Genomic DNA, 16,520 nt, shown 5'->3' with positions numbered 1-16,520 from the left:
CCGATGGGGGAGGTCGCACGTAGACTTCGAAGACCCCCGGAACATACTCGCAACACCCCGATGAGGAGCCCAGTGGCCACCGATTCCTTCGTCCACCTGCACGTGCACAGCGAGTACTCGATGCTCGACGGCGCAGCGAGGGTGGGGGAGCTCATCCAGGCCGCGAAGGGCGAGGGCATGCCCGCCGTCGCGATCACCGACCACGGCAACGTGTTCGGCGCGTACGACTTCTGGAAGCAGGCGACCGACGCCGGCATCAAGCCGATCATCGGCACCGAGGCCTACATCACGCCGGGCACGGCGCGCGGAGACAAGACCCGCATCCGGTGGGGCAACGGCGGCGGCGACGACGTCTCGGGTTCGGGCGCCTACACGCACATGACGCTCCTCTCCGAGACGACCGAGGGCATGCACAACCTCTTCCGCCTCTCGAGCCGGGCCTCGATCGAGGGCTACTACTTCAAGCCGCGCATGGACCGCGAACTCCTGTCGATGTACTCGAAGGGCCTCATCGCGACGACGGGCTGCCCGTCGGGTGAGGTGCAGACGCGCCTCCGGCTCGGCCAGTACGACGAGGCCGTCAAGGCGGCATCCGACTTCCGCGACATCTTCGGCAAGGAGAACTACTTCGCCGAGATCATGGACCACGGCCTCGGCATCGAGCGCCGCATCATGGAAGATCTGCACCGGCTCGCGAAAGACCTGAACCTGCCGCTCGTCGCCACGAACGACCTCCACTACACGCACGCCGCCGACGCCAAGAGCCACGCAGCGCTGCTCTGCGTGCAGTCGGGTTCAACACTCGACGACCCCAACCGCTTCAAGTTCGACGCCGACGAGTTCTACCTGAAGACCGCGGCCGAGATGCGGCACGTGTTCCGCGACTACCCCGAGGCGTGCGACAACACCCTGCTGATCGCCGAGCGCGCCGACGTGCGGTTCAACACGAACGCCAACTACATGCCGCGGTTCCCGGTGCCGGAGGGCGAGAGCGAAGACACCTGGTTCGTGAAGGAGGTCGACCGCGGCCTCGAGGTGCGCTACCCGAACGGCATCCCGGCCGACGTCCGCAAGCAGGCCGACTACGAGGTCGGCGTCATTCTGCAGATGGGCTTCCCCGGCTACTTCCTCGTCGTCGCCGACTTCATCAACTGGTCGAAGAACAACGGCATCCGCGTGGGTCCCGGCCGTGGCTCCGGTGCCGGCTCGATGGCGGCGTACGCCATGCGCATCACCGACCTCGACCCGCTGCAGCACGGCCTCATCTTCGAGCGATTCCTGAACCCCGACCGCGTCTCGATGCCCGACTTCGACGTCGACTTCGACGAGCGTCGTCGCGGCGAGGTCATCAGGTACGTGACCGAGAAGTACGGCGACGAGCGCGTCGCGCAGATCGTCACGTACGGCACGATCAAGGCCAAGCAGGCGCTGAAGGACTCCGGCCGCGTGCTCGGCTTCCCGTTCTCGATGGGCGAGAAGCTCACGAAGGCGATGCCGCCCGCGGTCATGGGCAAGGACATCCCGCTCACCGGCATCTTCGACACGAAGCACCCGCGGTACAAAGAGGCCTCCGACATCCGCGCGATCGTCGAGACCGACCCCGAGGCGAAGACCGTCTTCGAGACGGCGCTCGGCCTCGAGAACCTGAAGCGCCAGTGGGGCGTGCACGCGGCCGGCGTGATCATGTCGAGCGATCCGCTCGTCGACATCATCCCGATCATGAAGCGCGAGCAGGACGGCCAGATCGTCACGCAGTTCGACTACCCGGCGTGCGAGTCGCTCGGCCTCATCAAGATGGACTTCCTGGGGTTGCGCAACCTCACGATCATCGACGACGCCCTCGACAACATCGAGGCGAACCGCGGGCACCGCCCGGTGCTCGAAGACCTCGCGCTCGACGACCAGGGCGCCTACGACCTGCTCGCGAGAGGCGACACGCTCGGCGTGTTCCAGCTCGACGGCGGTCCGATGCGGTCGCTCCTGCGCCAGATGAAGCCCGACAACTTCGAAGACATCTCGGCCGTCATCGCGCTGTACCGACCGGGGCCGATGGGTGCCAACTCCCACATCAACTACGCGCTGCGCAAGAACAGCCTGCAGGAGATCACCCCGATCCACCCCGAGTTCGAGGAATCGCTCCGGGACATCCTCGACACGAGCTACGGCCTGATCATCTATCAGGAGCAGGTCATGGCGATCGCGCAGAAGGTCGCCGGGTTCTCGCTCGGTCAGGCCGACATCCTGCGCCGCGCGATGGGCAAGAAGAAGAAGTCCGAGCTCGACAAGCAGTACGAGGGCTTCTCCGGCGGCATGAAGGCCAACGGCTATTCCGAGGCCGCGATCCAGAAGCTCTGGGAGATCCTGCTCCCGTTCTCGGACTACGCGTTCAACAAGGCGCACTCGGCCGCCTACGGCGTACTGAGCTACTGGACCGCATACCTCAAGGCCCACTACCCGGCCGAGTACATGGCGGCGCTGCTCACGAGCGTCGGCGACGCGCGTGACAAGCTCGCGCTCTACCTCAACGAATGCCGTCGCATGGGCATCAAGGTGCTGCCGCCCGACGTGAACGAATCGATCGGCTACTTCGCCGCCGTCGGCGAGGACATCCGCTTCGGGCTCGGCGCTGTCCGCAACGTCGGGTTCAACGTGGTCGACGCGATCCGCACGGCACGTGAGGCGAAGGGCCGGTTCGAGTCCTTCCACGACTTCCTGAAGAAGTCGCCGCTCCCGGTGGCGAACAAGCGCACGGTCGAGTCGCTCGTGAAGGCGGGCGCGTTCGACTCGCTCGGACACACGCGTCGCTCGCTCGTCGAGATCCACGAGGGCGCGGTCGAATCGGTCGTGAAGGAGAAGCGGGCCGAGGAGGTCGGCGACTTCGGCTTCGACTTCGACAGCCTCTTCGACGACGACGAGCGGGATGCCGCGCCGTCACTCGTGCCCGCGCGGCCGGAATGGCCGAAGAAGCAGAAGCTGGCGTTCGAGCGCGACATGCTGGGGCTCTACGTGTCGGATCACCCGCTCGCCGGGCTCGAGGCGCCGCTCGCGAAGCATGCGTCGACGACGATCACCGAGTTGATGACCTCGGATTCGACGCAGGACGCCGACACCGTCACGGTCGCGGGTCTCGTCACGAGTGTTCAGCACCGCATCGCGAAGGCCTCGGGCAACCAGTACGGCATGATCACGGTCGAGGACTTCTCGGGCGAGATCACGGTGATGTTCATGGGCAAGGCGTACCAGGAGTTCGCGCCCGGCCTGCAGGCCGATTCGATCGTGGTCGTTCGCGGGCGGGTCAGCATGCGAGACGACGGCATGAACCTGCATGCGTACAGCGTCTTCACGCCCGAGATCGGTCAAGACGAGGAGTCGGGCATCGTGCGGATCATGCTGCCCGACCAGCGCGCGACGCAGGAGACGACCGAGGCGCTCCGCGACGTGCTCGTGCGTCATCGCGGCGACACGGAGGTTCGGATCACGCTGACGAAGGGCCGTGTCGGTCGCGTCTTCGAGATCGGGCAGTACCCGGTCAAGGTGACCGCCGACCTCTACGGGGAGCTGAAGAGCCTGCTCGGCCCGAACTGCCTCGTGTGACGACGACGAGTCGGGTGCGATGACGCGTCGATAGGCTTGAGGGATCATGCTGCGTACCATCGACCTCCGCGGAACCCGACCGACGACGACCGGGCTCCTCGCCCTCGTTCCCCGCTCAGCGACCGACGTCTCGGCGGCCCTCGACGCCGCCCGATCGATCATCGACGAGGTCCGCGAGCACGGTGAGACGGCCCTGCTCGACCAGGCCGAGCGCTTCGACGGCGTTCGACCGGCGGCGGTTCGCGTGCCGGCCGACGAGCTTGCGGCGGCGCTCGACGGACTCGCCCCCGAGATCCGCGCTGCGGCGCTCCAGACCATCGATCGTGTGCGGGCCGCGAGTGAAGCCCAGGTTCCCGCGCCCCACATCACCCGGCTTGCGCCGGGCGCCGTGGTCGAGCAGCGCTGGCAGCCGGTCGGCCGAGTCGGCCTCTACGTGCCGGGCGGCAAGGCGGTCTACCCGTCGAGCGTGATCATGAACGTCGTGCCGGCCCAGGTCGCCGGCGTACGTTCGATCGCACTCGCATCGCCGGCGCAGTCGGAGTTCGGCGGCCGCATCCACCCCACCATCGCCGCTGTCGCGGCACTCCTCGGCATCACCGAGGTCTACGCCATGGGCGGTGCCGGAGCGATCGGCGCCTTCGCCTACGGTGTCGACGGCATCGGCCTCGAGCCGGTGCAGCGCGTCACCGGTCCGGGCAACGTCTTCGTCGCCGCGGCGAAGCGGATCGTGCAGAGCGTCACCGGCATCGACGCCGAGGCCGGGCCGACCGACATCCTCGTGATCGCCGACGACAGCGCCGACGCCGACTTCGTCGCGGCCGACCTCGTGAGCCAGGCCGAGCACGACGAACTCGCCGCTGCGGTGCTCGTCACCGACTCGCCCGAGCTCGCCGCCCGGGTGGCCGAACGCCTCGAGGTGCGAGTCGCGGCCACGAAGCACAGCGCACGGGTGCGCGAGGCGATCGACGGCGTGCAGTCGGCGCTCGTGCTCGTCGACGACCTCGAGCAGGCCGCCGACTTCGCGAACGCCTTCGGCCCCGAGCACCTCGAGATCCAGGTGCGCGACGTCGATGCCACCCTCGCCCGCATCGAGAACGCCGGCGCGATCTTCGTCGGCTACTTCTCGCCGGTCAGCCTCGGCGACTACGCGGCGGGCTCGAACCACGTGCTGCCGACAGGTGGTCAGGCACGCCACGCGGCCGGCCTCTCCGCGGCCACGTTCCTGCGCCCGCAACAGGTCGTGCGCTACGACGAGCAGGCCCTCCGCGAGGTCGCCCCGGTGATCGCCGCGCTCTCGACGGAGGAGGACCTCCCCGCCCACGGTGAGGCCGTCACCGCCCGATTCCCGGGCTGAGACCGATCCGGCTCGTCCACCTGCCGTTCCGGCTCGTCCACCTGACCGGGCTGCGCGCCGGCGGCCTCGTCGTCGACGCCGCCCCGGCCCCCGCCGCTAGGCTGGGAGCACCATGTACTGTCCCTTCTGCCGCCACCCCGATTCCCGCGTCATCGACTCCCGCACGAGCGATGACGGGCTCTCGATCCGGCGTCGCCGCCAGTGCCCCGAGTGCGGGCGTCGCTTCTCGACGACCGAGACGGCGAGTCTCGTCGTCATCAAGCGCTCCGGCGTGGTCGAGCCGTTCAGCCGCGAGAAGGTCGTGCTCGGTGTCCGGAAGGCGTGCCAGGGGCGACCGGTGACCGACTCCGACCTCGCGGTGCTCGCGCAGAAGGTGGAAGAGACCATCCGTTCGACGGGCGCATCGCAGATCGAGGCGAACGACATCGGACTCGCGATCCTGCCGCCGCTCCGCGAGCTCGACGAGGTCGCGTACCTGCGCTTCGCGAGCGTCTACCAGGCGTTCGATTCGCTCGACGATTTCGAGTCCGCGATCGATCAGCTGCGTGAAGAGCACGGGCGCCTGCCTGCGCGACCGGTCGAGTGACGTCGAGGCGGCCGCTCCCACTCCGGTAGCCTGAGGCGCGATGTATCGACTTCTCTTCAGCGCCTTCCTCTCCCACATGGACCCGGAGGACGCGCACCACCTCGCGTTCCGCGTCATCCGCGGGCTGCCCACCCTGGGCTTCGGCAAGCTCGTCGAGCGCTTCACCGCGCCCGACCCGTCGCTCGCGGTCGACGCCCTCGGACTGCGCTTCCCGTCGCCGTTCGGCGTCGCCGCCGGATTCGACAAGGACGGCTTCGCGGTTCGCGGCCTCGGAAACCTCGGATTCGGGCACGTCGAGGTCGGCACGATCACGGCGGTCGCCCAGCCCGGCAACCCGCGCCCGCGGCTCTTCCGCCTCGTCGGCGACCGCGCGCTCGTGAACCGCATGGGCTTCAACAACGGCGGGGCGGATGCCGCGGCCGGCCGTCTCTCGCGACTGTCGCGTCGCCGCGACCGCCCGGTGCTCGGCGTCAACATCGGCAAGAGCCGGGTCACCGCCGTCGAAGACGCCGTCGCCGACTACGAACGCAGCGCCCGCGTGCTCGCGCCGTTCGCCGACTACCTCGTGGTCAACGTCAGCTCGCCGAACACTCCCGGCCTGCGCGGCCTGCAGGAGATCGATTCGCTCGCCCCGCTGCTCGAGTCCGTTCGCGCGGCGGCCGGAGACACGCCGCTCCTCGTGAAGATCGCTCCCGACCTCGACGATGCCGAGATCGTGCGCATCTGCGAGCTCGTCGACCGCCTCGGCCTCGACGGCATCATCGCGACCAACACGACGATCTCCCGCGAGGGGCTCACGGCCGATGCATCCGTCGTCGAGGCCATCGGGGCAGGCGGCCTCTCGGGCGCGCCGCTCGCTGCGCGATCGATCGAGGTGCTGCGACTCATCCGCGCCCAGGTGCCCGCTGAGCTCTGCGTCGTCTCCGTCGGCGGCGTCGAGACCGCCGCCGACGTGCAGGACCGGCTCGACGCCGGAGCCACGCTCGTGCAGGGCTACTCGGCGTTCATCTACCGCGGACCGTTCTGGGCCAGGCAGGTCAACCGGGGGCTCGCGAAGTTCGCTCGCAGCCGCCGCTCGGCCGTCGCCGCGTAGCGAATCACCGCGCCCCTGAAGGTCCGGGGCGCGGAGGTTCGAGCAGGGGCGAGCTTCAGAGCACGCCGAGGTCGGCGAGCCGGTCGGCGATCGTCGAGCCGTCGTTCGCCGACACCCACGGAACGCCCGCGCCGTGCTGCTCGCCCTTGGTGCGGCCTCCGGCGAGCACCGCCTCTCCCTTGGAGAGGCGGCGGATCGCGACGGCGGCGACCTTGTCGGGGTGATCGAGCGCGAATCGCTCGTAGTGCTCCTCGTCGTGCTGGCCGTCGTCGCCGATGAGGAGCCAGCGCACGTCGGGGAACTCCTCGGCGAGACGCCGGAGGTTCTCCTGCTTGTGCTCGCGGCCGCTCCGGAACCAACGATCGTGCGTCGGGCCCCAGTCGGTGAGCAGCAGCGGCCCGGCTGGATAGAGGTTGCGCGAGAGGAACCTCGTGAGCGTCGGCGCGACGTTCCACGCGCCCGTCGAGAGGTAGATGACGGGGGAGCCCGGGTGCGAGCGCACGAGACGCTCGAACAGCACGGCCATGCCGGGAGTCGGGATGCGCGCGTGCTCGTCGAGCACGAACGTGTTCCAGAAGGCTACGAGCGGCCGGGGGAGCGCCGTGACCATCACGGTGTCGTCGACGTCGGAGATGATGCCGAACCGCACGTCGGGCCCGACGATCCAGATCGGCGCCTCGACCGGTTCGGCTCCCTCGGTGTGCAGCGTCGCGCGATGCCAGCCGGGCTCGAGGGCGACCGGCACCTTCGTGTCGACGACACCGCCGCGATCGGCGAGCACCTCGATGCGCGTGCCGCCGACCTCGATCACCACGGGTACGCCGCCGACGGGCACGCTCGTGAAGCTGCGCCATCCTCGAATGCCCTGCTCGCCTCTGCGGCGGCGGCGCTTCGACGTCTCGTGGGGGTCGACGGGCTTGCTGAGCAGGACCCGGCAGAGCACGCGCACCCATTCGGTCGATCCGTAGCCGGTGTAGGGCACGATGGTCGGCCTGTGGCCGCGGCGTCGCGCCCAGCGCTCGCGCAGGTCGTGGACCCAGTCTTCGGCGCGCGCGGCACGATGCCGGACCTGGCGCTCTCGTTGTCCGGCCGGAAGGGGGGAGCTCGCCGGCATCCACTCAGTCTGTCATGCGTCGACGCCGGGTCGCGAAACGAGCGGGGAATGGTCGGATGACCCGTGCTCGTCCGGGTAGAGTGGACGGGCAACTGAGGAGGTTCCGTGCCGAATGTCGACCTGATCCTGGGGGCCGATCCGAGCCGGAGACGCTCGATCCGCACCGAGCCGACCCAGCGACGCAGTACGCAGCGGCTCGACGCGCTGCTCGACGCGGCGGCGGAGATCGTCGACGAGTCCGGGTTCGAACGGCTGACCACGCAGATGGTCGCCGAGCGCGCCGGCGCCTCGATCGGCACGGTCTACCGCTACTTCCCCGACCGCGTCGCCGTGCTGTACGCACTCCGCGAGCGCTCGGTCCGTCGCTTCCGCGAACGCATCGCCGACGACCTCGTCGAGATCGACCTCGTCAACTGGTGGCACGTCATGGACGTGGCGATCGACGCCTGCGCCGCGATGTACCGCGACGAGCCCGGCTTCAGCGTCGTGCACGCTGCGCGCCGCGAGACTCCCGAGGGCGACATCGAACCCGAGCTCGCCCACCGCCTGGCGCGCCTGATCGAGGCGGAGTTCGGCGGCGACCACGACCTCGCCGAGCTGCGGTTCCGTCTCGGCGTCTCGATCGAGCTCGGCGATGCGCTCATCAGCCGCGCCTTCGAGCGCGAAGAGACCGGTGACGAGCGCTACCTCGCCGAGGCGAAGCGGCTCGTGCACGACTACCTCGCCGAGCACCTCGGCGCGGCGCGCAGCACCAGCAACGCCGCCTGACGCACCGCCGGCAGCAGACGCGCCGCGTCTCCTTCGTTGCCTCGGCACGCGATTGGTGTTTGGCTGGAAGCCGGTCCGGCGAACGCCGGGCCTGGAATGAGGCAGCATGATCGAGTTCCGAGGCGTCAGCAAGCAGTTCCCCGACGGCACCGTCGCGGTGGCAGGCGTCGACATCGTCATCCCGCCGCGCAAGACGACCGTCTTCGTCGGCTCCTCGGGCTCCGGCAAGACGACCCTCCTGCGCATGATCAACCGCATGGTCGATCCGACGGCGGGGCAGGTACTGATCGACGGCACTGATGTCGCGACGCTCGAGCCCGTGGCCCTGCGGCGCAGCATCGGCTACGTGATGCAGAACTCGGGACTGCTGCCGCACCGCAAGGTGATCGACAACGTCGCCACCGTGCCCATGCTCCGCGGCGAGAAGAAGCGCGAGGCGCACGCGCGGGCGCTCGAACTGCTCGACACGGTAGGACTCGACCGCTCGCTCGCCGACAAGTACCCGAGCCAGCTCTCGGGGGGCCAGCAGCAGCGGGTGGGCGTCGCGCGGGGTCTCGCCGTCGATCCCAACATCCTGCTCATGGACGAACCGTTCGGCGCCGTCGACCCGATCGTGCGCGCGGAGCTGCAGCAGGAGCTGCTGCGCCTGCAGGGCGAACTGGGCAAGACGGTCGTCTTCGTGACGCATGACATCGACGAGGCGTTCCTCCTCGGCGATCAGGTCGTGATCATGCAGCACGGCGGGCAGATCTCGCAGGCGGCATCGCCGGCCGAGATCCTCGCGAACCCCGCCGACGACTTCGTCGCCGATTTCGTCGGCGCGAACCGCGGCAAGCGAGCCCTGCACGTGACCGAGGTCGACGGTCGGCGGCTCGTCGTCGACGCCGACGGCCGCCCGGCGGGAGTGCTCGCCTCGTGAACTGGCTCTGGTCGAATCTCGACCTGGTCGGTGAGCTGATGCTGACCCATCTGGCATTGTCGGTGCCCGCGATCATACTGAGCTTCGTGATCTCGATTCCGATCGGATGGCTCGCGCACCGGTATCGGTGGTCGCGAGGAGTACTGCTCTCGATCTGCGGCCTGCTCTACGCGATCCCGTCGCTCGCCCTGCTCATCGCGCTGCCGGTCGTCACCGGGCTTCGAACCACGTCGCCGCTCAACCTCGTGATCGCGCTCACGCTGTACGGCATCGCCGTGATCGTGCGGACCGCCGCCGACGCCTTCGACGCCGTCGAGCCCGACGTGCGGCAGTCGGCAACCGCGATCGGCTACTCGCCGGCCGGCCGATTCTGGGGCGTCGAGCTGCCGCTCGCGGGCCCGGTGCTGCTGTCGGGGTTGCGTGTCGTGATCGTGAGCACTGTCAGTCTCGCGACGATCGGGGCCGTGATCGGCGTGCAGAGCCTCGGCAGCCTCTTCACCGACGGCCTCCAGCGCGGCATCCAGATCGAGATCATCACCGGCATCGTCGCCACGATGGTGCTGGCGATCGGCCTCGACTGGGCGAGCGTCGCCGTCGGTCGGCTGCTCATGCCGTGGTCGCGTCCGAGCACGGCTGTGCGTCGTCGCAGCCTGGAACGCGTCGAGCGGTTGGACGCCGCATGAATCTCTTCCTCGACGCCATCGAGTGGATCCTCGACCCCGCCAACTGGACCGGCGTCGGCAGCATCCCCGAACGCATCGGGCAGCACCTCGCCATCTCGGCCACCGTGCTGCTGTTCGCCGCCGTCATCGCGCTGCCGATCGGGATGTTCGTCGGGCACACCGGCCGGGGCAAGGAGCTCGCCGTGACCGTGTCGGGCGGGCTGCGCGCCCTCCCGACGCTCGGCCTGCTCACCCTCCTCGCGCTGTGGCTCGGCATCGGACTGCAGGCGCCGATCATCGCCCTCGTCGTGCTCGCCCTGCCGCCGCTGCTCGCCGGCGCATATGCGGGCCTCGAGTCCGTCGACCGACGCACCGTCGATGCGGCGCGCGCGATGGGCATGCGAGAGCGGCAGATCGTCGGCAAGGTCGAAGTGCCCCTCGGCATGCCGATCATCGTCGGCGGCATCCGCTCGGCGACGCTGCAGATCGTGGCAACCGCGACGCTGGCCGCCTACATCGCCGACGAGGGACTCGGCCGATACATCTTCGCAGGCCTGAAGACCCGCGACTACGCCGAGATGCTCGGCGGCTCGATCCTCGTGATCCTGCTCGCCCTCGCGATCGACGGCCTCTTCGCGATCACGCAGCGCCTCGTCGTGCCCGTCGGCGTGCGGGCGACCAGGACCAGAGAGCTCCGCTCGCGGCCGACCCGGCCCCGAGCGGTCGTGGGGCAACCCATCACCGAAGGGAATCGAGAATGAACACCGCAGGAAAAGGCCGGCTGCTTGCACTCGCAGCAGTCGCGGTCGGGGCGACAGTGGCCCTGGCAGGGTGCGCGTCGGGCGATCCGCTGGACAGCGGATCGAGCACCGACGGCGCTTCGTCGGAGACCATCGTCGTCGGCTCGCAGGACTACTACTCCAATGAGATCATCGCCGAGATCTACGCGCAGGCCCTCGAGGCCAACGGCTTCACGGTCGAACTGCAGCCGCGCATCGGCCAGCGCGAGGTCTACATCCCCGAGATCGAGGCGGGTGAGATCGACGTCTTCCCCGAGTACACGGGCAACCTGCTGCAGTACTACGTGCCCGACACGACGGCCACGACGAGCGAGGACGTCTACGCCGAGCTCGAGACGTCGCTCCCCGATGGGCTCCGCGTGCTCGACCAGTCGCCCGCGACCGACCAGGACTCCTATAACGTGACCAAGGAGTTCTCGGAGGCCAACGGCGTGACGAGCCTCGCCGACCTCGCGAAGGTCACGACGCCGCTGACCCTCGGCGGCAACTCCGAGCTCGAGACGCGTCCGTACGGACCGACCGGCCTGAAGGAGGTCTACGGCGTCGATGTCGCGTTCACGCCGATCGAGGACAGCGGCGGCCCGCTGACGCTCAAGGCGCTCGTCGACGACCAGGTCCAGCTCGTCAACATCTACAGTGCCGACCCGAACATCAAGGCCAACGACCTCGTGACGCTCGAAGACCCCGAGGGGCTCTTCCTCGCATCGCACGTCGTGCCGGTCGTGAGCGAGAAGGTCACCGACGAGATGGCCGACGTCATCAACACGGTGAGCGAAGCGCTCACCGCCGAAGACCTCGTCGCGCTCAACGCGCTGAGCGTCGACGAGCAGCAGTCCGCCGACCAGATCGCGAAGGACTGGCTCGCCGAGAAGGCGCTGTTCTAGCGGTTCGCGTCGAGATTCGAGGGGTCGGATGCCGCGGCATCCGGCCCTTCGCCGTCTTCGGCCGTGATCGTCACCGCGTCGGACGACGCGTTGGCCGGGGCATCCGTCGCCACCATGTGCTTGGCCTCGGAGCGAACGAGGAGCTTCTTCACGCCCCAGGCCGCGGCGAGGAAGAGCGCGATCACGCCGACGAACAGGTAGCCCGCCCAGTGCAGGTCGCGGCTCAGCTCGCGGTAGCTGCCCGCGGCGAGCCAGCCGACGGTCACGTAGGCGAAGGCCCAGATGACGCACGCGGGCACGGTCCACGCCATGAACTTGCGGTACCGCATCGAGCTCATGCCGACGGTGAGGGGGATGAGCGAATGCAGCACCGGCAGGAATCGGGAGATGAAGACCGCAGGACCGCCGCGGCGGTCGAGGTAGCGCTCGGCCCGCGCCCAGTTCTCATCGCCGATCTTGCGCCCGACCCACGAGCGATGGATGTGCGGGCCGAACCATCGGCCCAGCGCGAAGCCGATGCTCTCGCCGATGAGTGCACCGATGATGACCGTGAACGTGAGCGCGAAGTACTCGCCGATGCTGTCGACGGCCGTCGAGGCGACGATCACGATCGTGTCGCCCGGCACGACGAGGCCGATGAGCACGGAGGTCTCGAGCAGCATGCCGAGCCCGGCGAGCAGGGTGCGGGCGATCGGGTCGACAGCCTGAACGGTGTCGAGGATCCAGTCGAGGATCTCGTTCATCGTTCGAGCGTAGCGAGGCGTCCTGAACGACCGCATCAGTCCCCAGTCTGATTCGGCGACGGGGCACTCGTACCGTGGTCGGGGTCAGGCGACCGCGCCGAGGGTGGCGAGAAGGGCGACGATCGGCACGGCGACGATGATCGCAGCCGTCCACACGACGGCCGAACCGGTCAGCGGGCCCGAGGGCTGCTGCGGCTCGTCGAGGCGCGCGAGCCGCGCCTCGAGCATCGTGACGTCGGGGACGACGCCGCCGGAATCGGCATATGCGCCGGGTTCGCCGCCGCTGCCGACCTGCACCATCGCACGTCGGAGTGCGTCGTCATCGGCTTCGCGTCGGGCGCGGTCGTCGGCCAGCATCTCGGCGAGGAGCGCGACCGAGCGCTCGGCGCGATTGGCGATCGGGAACCAGGGGAGTGCGCTGTGCCAGGCGCGGAACGCGAGCAGCACGAGATGGTGCAACTGGTCGAGATGTGCACGCTCGTGCGCGATGACGGCGCGCAGCTCGGCGTCGTCGAGGGCGTCGATGAGGCCGTCGGTGAGCACCGTCGCCGTGCGGATGCCGGGGACGCAGTAGGCGAGGGGAACCGGGTGCGCGAGCACTCGCGTACGCGGCTGCCCCGGCATCGGGTCGCTGAGCAGGTCGATGAGCTGGTGCTGGCGGCGGCGTTCGCGTTCGGCGCGAACCGCGGTGAGCGCGAGGTTGAGTGCGAGATGGAGCGCGAGCCCGGCGGCGAGCGTGAGGGCCGCGAGGTGGACGACACCGAATTCGGGCGGGATCGGGCCGGCGAAGAGGTGCGGGAGCAACGACTCGGCCGCGCCCAGCAGCGAGCCGGCGGGGGACGCGCCGAAGACGAGCAGGCAGCCGATCATCGAGAGGCCGCCGCCGAGGGCGATCGCCTGCCAGAGCGCGAGCGCGATGGCGGGGGAGTGAGTCGGCCAGGTGGCGCGCGAGAGCACGACGGGGATCGGCCAGGCGAGCAGGAGCGCGAACCCGCCGAGCAGCGCGGCGACGGCGAGCATCGTCAGGATCGGGAGAGGTCGTCGAGGAGTCGCCGCAGCGTTGCGGCCTCGCCAGCACTGACGGTGCCGACGAAGCGGGCGAGCGCGGCGTCGCGGTCGCTCGCGCGGTCGAGCACCTCGTGCATGAGCTCGGCGGTGTGCTCTTCACGGGTGAGGAGCGCCCGGTAGCGGTGCGGGCGGGTGTCGCGGGCGCGCGTCACGAATCCCTTGCGCTCGAGACGGGACAGCACGGTGAGGACGGTGGTCGTCGCCACGGCACGACCGGGCTCGCCTTCACTCAGGGCGAGGGCGTCGCGCAGCTCGTTCGCCGTGAGCGCGGCGTCGCGCGACCACAGCACCTCCATCACGGAGCGCTCCAGTTCGCCGAGACTCGCCATGCCTCCAGACTACCGTCGTCGGGCGATATGTTCTACGCTTCGTAGAAGAACGTTCTACGACGTGTAGAACGAGACTTCATCACGACGCGATCGCGTGTGAAAGGGGCATCCGTGAACGAGCTGCTGGATCCACTGCTGCTCGCCCGATGGCAATTCGGGCTCACCACCGTCTACCACTTCCTGTTCGTCCCGATCACGATCGGCCTCGCGACCTCCACCGCCGTCTTCCAGACCGCCTGGTACCGCACCGGCAAGGTCGAATACCTGAAGGTCACGAAGTTCTTCGGCACGATCTTCCTCATCAACTTCGCGATGGGCGTCGTGACGGGCATCGTGCAGGAGTTCCAGTTCGGCATGAACTGGTCGGAGTACTCGCGATTCGTCGGCGACGTGTTCGGAGCCCCGCTCGCGCTCGAGGGCCTGCTCGCCTTCTTCTTCGAGGCGACGTTCATCGGCCTCTGGATCTTCGGTTGGGACAAGTTGCCCCGCGGCATCCACCTCGCGACGATCTGGTGCACCGCCATCGGCTCGATCGTGTCGGCCTACTTCATCATCGCCGCGAACGCGTTCATGCAGAACCCCGTCGGCTACGAGATGAACGCCGAGCGCGGCCGGGCCGAACTGGTCGACATCGGTGCGCTCCTCTCGAACCCCGTGGCGCTCGCTGCGTTCCCGCATACGATCGCAGCGAGCTTCATGGTGGCGGCCGGCCTCATCATCAGCGCCGCCGCCTGGCACCTGGCCCGCAACCAGCACCTCGACTCGATGCGCCCGGCGCTGAAGTTCGGCCTCTGGGTGATGGTGGGCTCCGGCATCCTCACGACGCTCTTCGGCGACCAGCTCAGCCTCGCCATGGTGGCGACGCAGCCGATGAAGATGGCCGCCGCCGAGGCGATGTACGACACAGCATGCGGGGCGGATGCCTCGTTCTCGCTCTTCACCCTCGGCACGCCCGACGGCTCGAGCGAGCTCTTCTCGATCCGCGTGCCCTACCTGCTCTCCTTCCTCTCGACGCATACGTTCGACGGCTGCGTCGAGGGCATCAACGACCTGCAGGCGCAGTACCAGGAGCTCTACGGGCCCGGCGACTACACCCCCATCATCTGGGTCACGTACTGGTCGTTCCGCTGGATGATCGGCCTCGGCCTCCTCCACGTGCTCATCGCCGTGGTCGGCCTCTGGGTCACCCGCAAGGGCCGCATGCCCAAGCAGGCCTGGGTCTGGAAGGTCGCGATCTGGAGCTTCCCCCTCTCGCTCGCCGCCATGATCGTCGGCTGGATCTTCACCGAGATGGGCAGGCAGCCCTGGATCGTGTTCAGCCTGCTACCCACCGAGTCGGCGGTCTCGCCGAACGTGACCGGGCTCGACGTGCTCATCTCCCTCGTGGCGTTCACCCTCATCTACGGCGCACTCGCCGTCGTCGAGGTGCGCCTCATCATCCGGGCGATCAAGAAGGGCCCGCCGGAGCTCGGCGAACCCGACCCCGAGACCGGCCGCGTCGAACCCGCCACGACGGTCTACTAAGGAGGACACCCCATGGATCTCACAGTGCTCTGGTTCTGGATCGTCGCCTTCATGTTCGTCGGCTACTTCGTGCTCGACGGGTTCGACTTCGGCATCGGCATGTCCCTCCCGTTCCTCGGGAGGGATGAGACCGATCGTCGCGTGCTCATCAATACGATCGGCCCGGTCTGGGACCTGAACGAGACGTGGGTGATCGTCGCGGGCGCCTCGCTCTTCGCGGCCTTCCCCGAGTGGTACGCCACGCTCTTCTCCGGGTTCTACCTCGCGCTGCTGCTCATCCTGCTCGCGCTCATCGCTCGCGGCGTCTCGTTCGAGTACCGCCACCAGCGACCCGAGTCGCGCTGGAAGAAGTGGTTCGACGGCATGATCGTCGTCGGATCGGCCGTGCCGGCCCTGCTCTGGGGCGTCGCGTTCGCCAACATCGTGCAGGGGGTGCCGCTCGATGCGGATCACAACTACACGGGCACGCTCTTCGACCTGCTGAACCCGTACGCGCTGCTCGGCGGCGTCACGACGCTCCTGCTCTTCTTCACGCACGGCGTGGTGTTCGCCTCGCTGAAGACCGAGGGCGACCTGCGCGAACGGGCGCGGCGACTCGCGACCAGGTCGGGCATCATCACGATCGTCGTGGCCGCCTCGTTCCTCCTCTGGACCGGGCTCGCATTCGGCACGCTCTGGTTCTGGATCCTCGCGGCCGTCGCCGCGGTCGCCCTCATCGGCGGATGGATCGCGAACCTGCGGGGAGCGGAGGGCATCGCGTTCACACTGCTCGCCGTCACGGTCGCCGCTGCGGTGTTCGCACTCTTCGCGGCGCTGTTCCCCGACGTGATGCCGGCCTCGAACGATCCGGCGAACAGCCTCACGATCGAGAACGCCTCGAGCACGACCTACACCCTCACCGTCATGAGTTGGGTGGCCCTGTTCTGCCTCCCGCTGGTGCTGCTCTACCAGGGCTGGACGTACTGGGTGTTCCGCAAGCGCGTCTCCCGCGCTTCGATCGAGGCGGCAGCGCACTAGGTGAAACCGCTCGATCCGCGGCTCCTCCGCCGTTCCCGCGCCGCCCGCGGCTTCCTCGCCGCGGG

Annotated in this window: 15 protein-coding genes; 11 read left to right on the top strand and 4 right to left on the bottom strand. The window is 68.8% G+C overall.

The features are described 5' to 3' along the window. Nucleotides 1-60: 60 nt before the first annotated feature. The 4 genes from dnaE to ACFTQE_RS11095 all read left to right on the top strand — a co-directional run bounded on the left by dnaE (nt 61) and on the right by ACFTQE_RS11095 (nt 6,627). Entirely contained in the window at nt 61-3,594 is a 3,534-nt protein-coding gene (dnaE, locus tag ACFTQE_RS11110) for a DNA polymerase III subunit alpha (RefSeq protein WP_376925118.1), read from the top strand. A gap of 46 nt (nt 3,595-3,640) precedes the next feature. Next, the gene (hisD, locus tag ACFTQE_RS11105) at nt 3,641-4,948 is read left to right on the top strand and encodes a histidinol dehydrogenase (RefSeq protein ID WP_376925117.1); all 1,308 of its coding nucleotides are present in this window, start codon (nt 3,641-3,643) and stop codon (nt 4,946-4,948) included. Nucleotides 4,949-5,060: 112 nt separating this feature from the next. Then, complete coding sequence (gene nrdR / locus ACFTQE_RS11100; RefSeq protein WP_056008298.1) at nt 5,061-5,534, top strand: transcriptional regulator NrdR; 474 nt, start codon at nt 5,061-5,063, stop codon at nt 5,532-5,534. Between the two features lie 40 nt (nt 5,535-5,574). Continuing rightward, nucleotides 5,575-6,627, top strand: coding sequence for a quinone-dependent dihydroorotate dehydrogenase (locus ACFTQE_RS11095; protein ID WP_376925116.1), 1,053 nt, complete (start codon nt 5,575-5,577; stop codon nt 6,625-6,627). A gap of 55 nt (nt 6,628-6,682) precedes the next feature. Here the strand turns inward: ACFTQE_RS11095 and ACFTQE_RS11090 are convergent, their stop codons facing one another. Next, nucleotides 6,683-7,741: an App1 family protein gene (locus ACFTQE_RS11090; RefSeq protein ID WP_376925115.1), complete on the bottom strand. Its 1,059-nt coding sequence runs from the start codon at nt 7,739-7,741 to the stop codon at nt 6,683-6,685. Nucleotides 7,742-7,846: 105 nt separating this feature from the next. Here ACFTQE_RS11090 and ACFTQE_RS11085 point away from each other — a divergent pair, with 105 nt between their 5' ends. The 5 genes from ACFTQE_RS11085 (at nt 7,847) to ACFTQE_RS11065 (ending at nt 11,774) form a co-directional block, all read left to right on the top strand. Then, the gene (locus ACFTQE_RS11085) at nt 7,847-8,509 is read left to right on the top strand and encodes a TetR family transcriptional regulator (RefSeq protein WP_376925114.1); all 663 of its coding nucleotides are present in this window, start codon (nt 7,847-7,849) and stop codon (nt 8,507-8,509) included. A 106-nt stretch (nt 8,510-8,615) separates the two neighbouring features. Beyond that, on the top strand, nt 8,616-9,428 hold the full coding sequence (locus tag ACFTQE_RS11080; protein WP_375832566.1) for an ABC transporter ATP-binding protein: 813 nt from the start codon (nt 8,616-8,618) through the stop codon (nt 9,426-9,428). After that, the gene (locus tag ACFTQE_RS11075) at nt 9,425-10,111 is read left to right on the top strand and encodes an ABC transporter permease (RefSeq protein WP_376925113.1); all 687 of its coding nucleotides are present in this window, start codon (nt 9,425-9,427) and stop codon (nt 10,109-10,111) included. The genes ACFTQE_RS11080 and ACFTQE_RS11075 overlap by 4 nt, the downstream gene beginning before the upstream one ends. After that, nucleotides 10,108-10,851 (top strand): ABC transporter permease, encoded by a 744-nt coding sequence (locus tag ACFTQE_RS11070; protein WP_376925112.1) that lies wholly within the window; start codon nt 10,108-10,110, stop codon nt 10,849-10,851. The genes ACFTQE_RS11075 and ACFTQE_RS11070 overlap by 4 nt, the downstream gene beginning before the upstream one ends. Beyond that, nucleotides 10,848-11,774: an ABC transporter substrate-binding protein gene (locus tag ACFTQE_RS11065; RefSeq protein ID WP_376925111.1), complete on the top strand. Its 927-nt coding sequence runs from the start codon at nt 10,848-10,850 to the stop codon at nt 11,772-11,774. The genes ACFTQE_RS11070 and ACFTQE_RS11065 overlap by 4 nt, the downstream gene beginning before the upstream one ends. On the opposite strand, the gene ACFTQE_RS11060 is transcribed toward ACFTQE_RS11065, so the two are convergent. From ACFTQE_RS11060 to ACFTQE_RS11050, 3 genes are all read right to left on the bottom strand, one after another. Next, nucleotides 11,771-12,517 carry a DedA family protein gene (locus ACFTQE_RS11060; RefSeq protein ID WP_376925110.1) on the bottom strand — a complete coding sequence of 249 codons (747 nt, stop codon included), beginning with the start codon at nt 12,515-12,517 and terminating at the stop codon, nt 11,771-11,773. The two genes, ACFTQE_RS11065 and ACFTQE_RS11060, sit on opposite strands and share 4 nt — an antisense overlap. Before the next feature lie 84 nt (nt 12,518-12,601). Further along, a complete protein-coding gene (locus ACFTQE_RS11055; RefSeq protein WP_376925109.1) occupies nt 12,602-13,537 on the bottom strand; it encodes a M56 family metallopeptidase in 936 nt (311 codons plus the stop codon). Nucleotides 13,538-13,539: 2 nt separating this feature from the next. Next, nucleotides 13,540-13,914, bottom strand: coding sequence for a BlaI/MecI/CopY family transcriptional regulator (locus ACFTQE_RS11050; protein ID WP_375832578.1), 375 nt, complete (start codon nt 13,912-13,914; stop codon nt 13,540-13,542). Nucleotides 13,915-14,025: 111 nt separating this feature from the next. Here ACFTQE_RS11050 and ACFTQE_RS11045 point away from each other — a divergent pair, with 111 nt between their 5' ends. Both ACFTQE_RS11045 and cydB read left to right on the top strand, forming a co-directional pair. Next, nucleotides 14,026-15,438 (top strand): cytochrome ubiquinol oxidase subunit I, encoded by a 1,413-nt coding sequence (locus ACFTQE_RS11045; protein ID WP_376925108.1) that lies wholly within the window; start codon nt 14,026-14,028, stop codon nt 15,436-15,438. Nucleotides 15,439-15,450: 12 nt separating this feature from the next. Next, on the top strand, nt 15,451-16,455 hold the full coding sequence (gene cydB / locus ACFTQE_RS11040) for a cytochrome d ubiquinol oxidase subunit II (RefSeq protein ID WP_376925107.1): 1,005 nt from the start codon (nt 15,451-15,453) through the stop codon (nt 16,453-16,455). The last annotated feature ends 65 nt before the right edge of the window (nt 16,456-16,520 follow it).

The organism is Agromyces sp. NPDC056965 (assembly GCF_042673425.1).
Taxonomy (GTDB): Bacteria; Actinomycetota; Actinomycetes; order Actinomycetales; family Microbacteriaceae; genus Agromyces.
The sequence above is the reverse complement of the archived record's forward strand: the minus strand, read 5'-3'. Positions and strand labels throughout refer to the sequence as shown.

Coding starts and splice junctions, on each gene's coding strand:
- ACFTQE_RS11080 (WP_375832566.1), top strand. CDS start 8,616: ATGATCGAGTTCCGAGGCGTCAGCAAGCAGTTCCCCGACGGCACCGTC.
- ACFTQE_RS11060 (WP_376925110.1), bottom strand. CDS start 12,517: ATGAACGAGATCCTCGACTGGATCCTCGACACCGTTCAGGCTGTCGAC.
- ACFTQE_RS11070 (WP_376925112.1), top strand. CDS start 10,108: ATGAATCTCTTCCTCGACGCCATCGAGTGGATCCTCGACCCCGCCAAC.
- dnaE (WP_376925118.1), top strand. CDS start 61: ATGAGGAGCCCAGTGGCCACCGATTCCTTCGTCCACCTGCACGTGCAC.
- cydB (WP_376925107.1), top strand. CDS start 15,451: ATGGATCTCACAGTGCTCTGGTTCTGGATCGTCGCCTTCATGTTCGTC.
- ACFTQE_RS11095 (WP_376925116.1), top strand. CDS start 5,575: ATGTATCGACTTCTCTTCAGCGCCTTCCTCTCCCACATGGACCCGGAG.
- ACFTQE_RS11055 (WP_376925109.1), bottom strand. CDS start 13,537: ATGCTCGCCGTCGCCGCGCTGCTCGGCGGGTTCGCGCTCCTGCTCGCC.
- hisD (WP_376925117.1), top strand. CDS start 3,641: ATGCTGCGTACCATCGACCTCCGCGGAACCCGACCGACGACGACCGGG.
- nrdR (WP_056008298.1), top strand. CDS start 5,061: ATGTACTGTCCCTTCTGCCGCCACCCCGATTCCCGCGTCATCGACTCC.
- ACFTQE_RS11090 (WP_376925115.1), bottom strand. CDS start 7,741: ATGCCGGCGAGCTCCCCCCTTCCGGCCGGACAACGAGAGCGCCAGGTC.
- ACFTQE_RS11050 (WP_375832578.1), bottom strand. CDS start 13,914: ATGGCGAGTCTCGGCGAACTGGAGCGCTCCGTGATGGAGGTGCTGTGG.
- ACFTQE_RS11065 (WP_376925111.1), top strand. CDS start 10,848: ATGAACACCGCAGGAAAAGGCCGGCTGCTTGCACTCGCAGCAGTCGCG.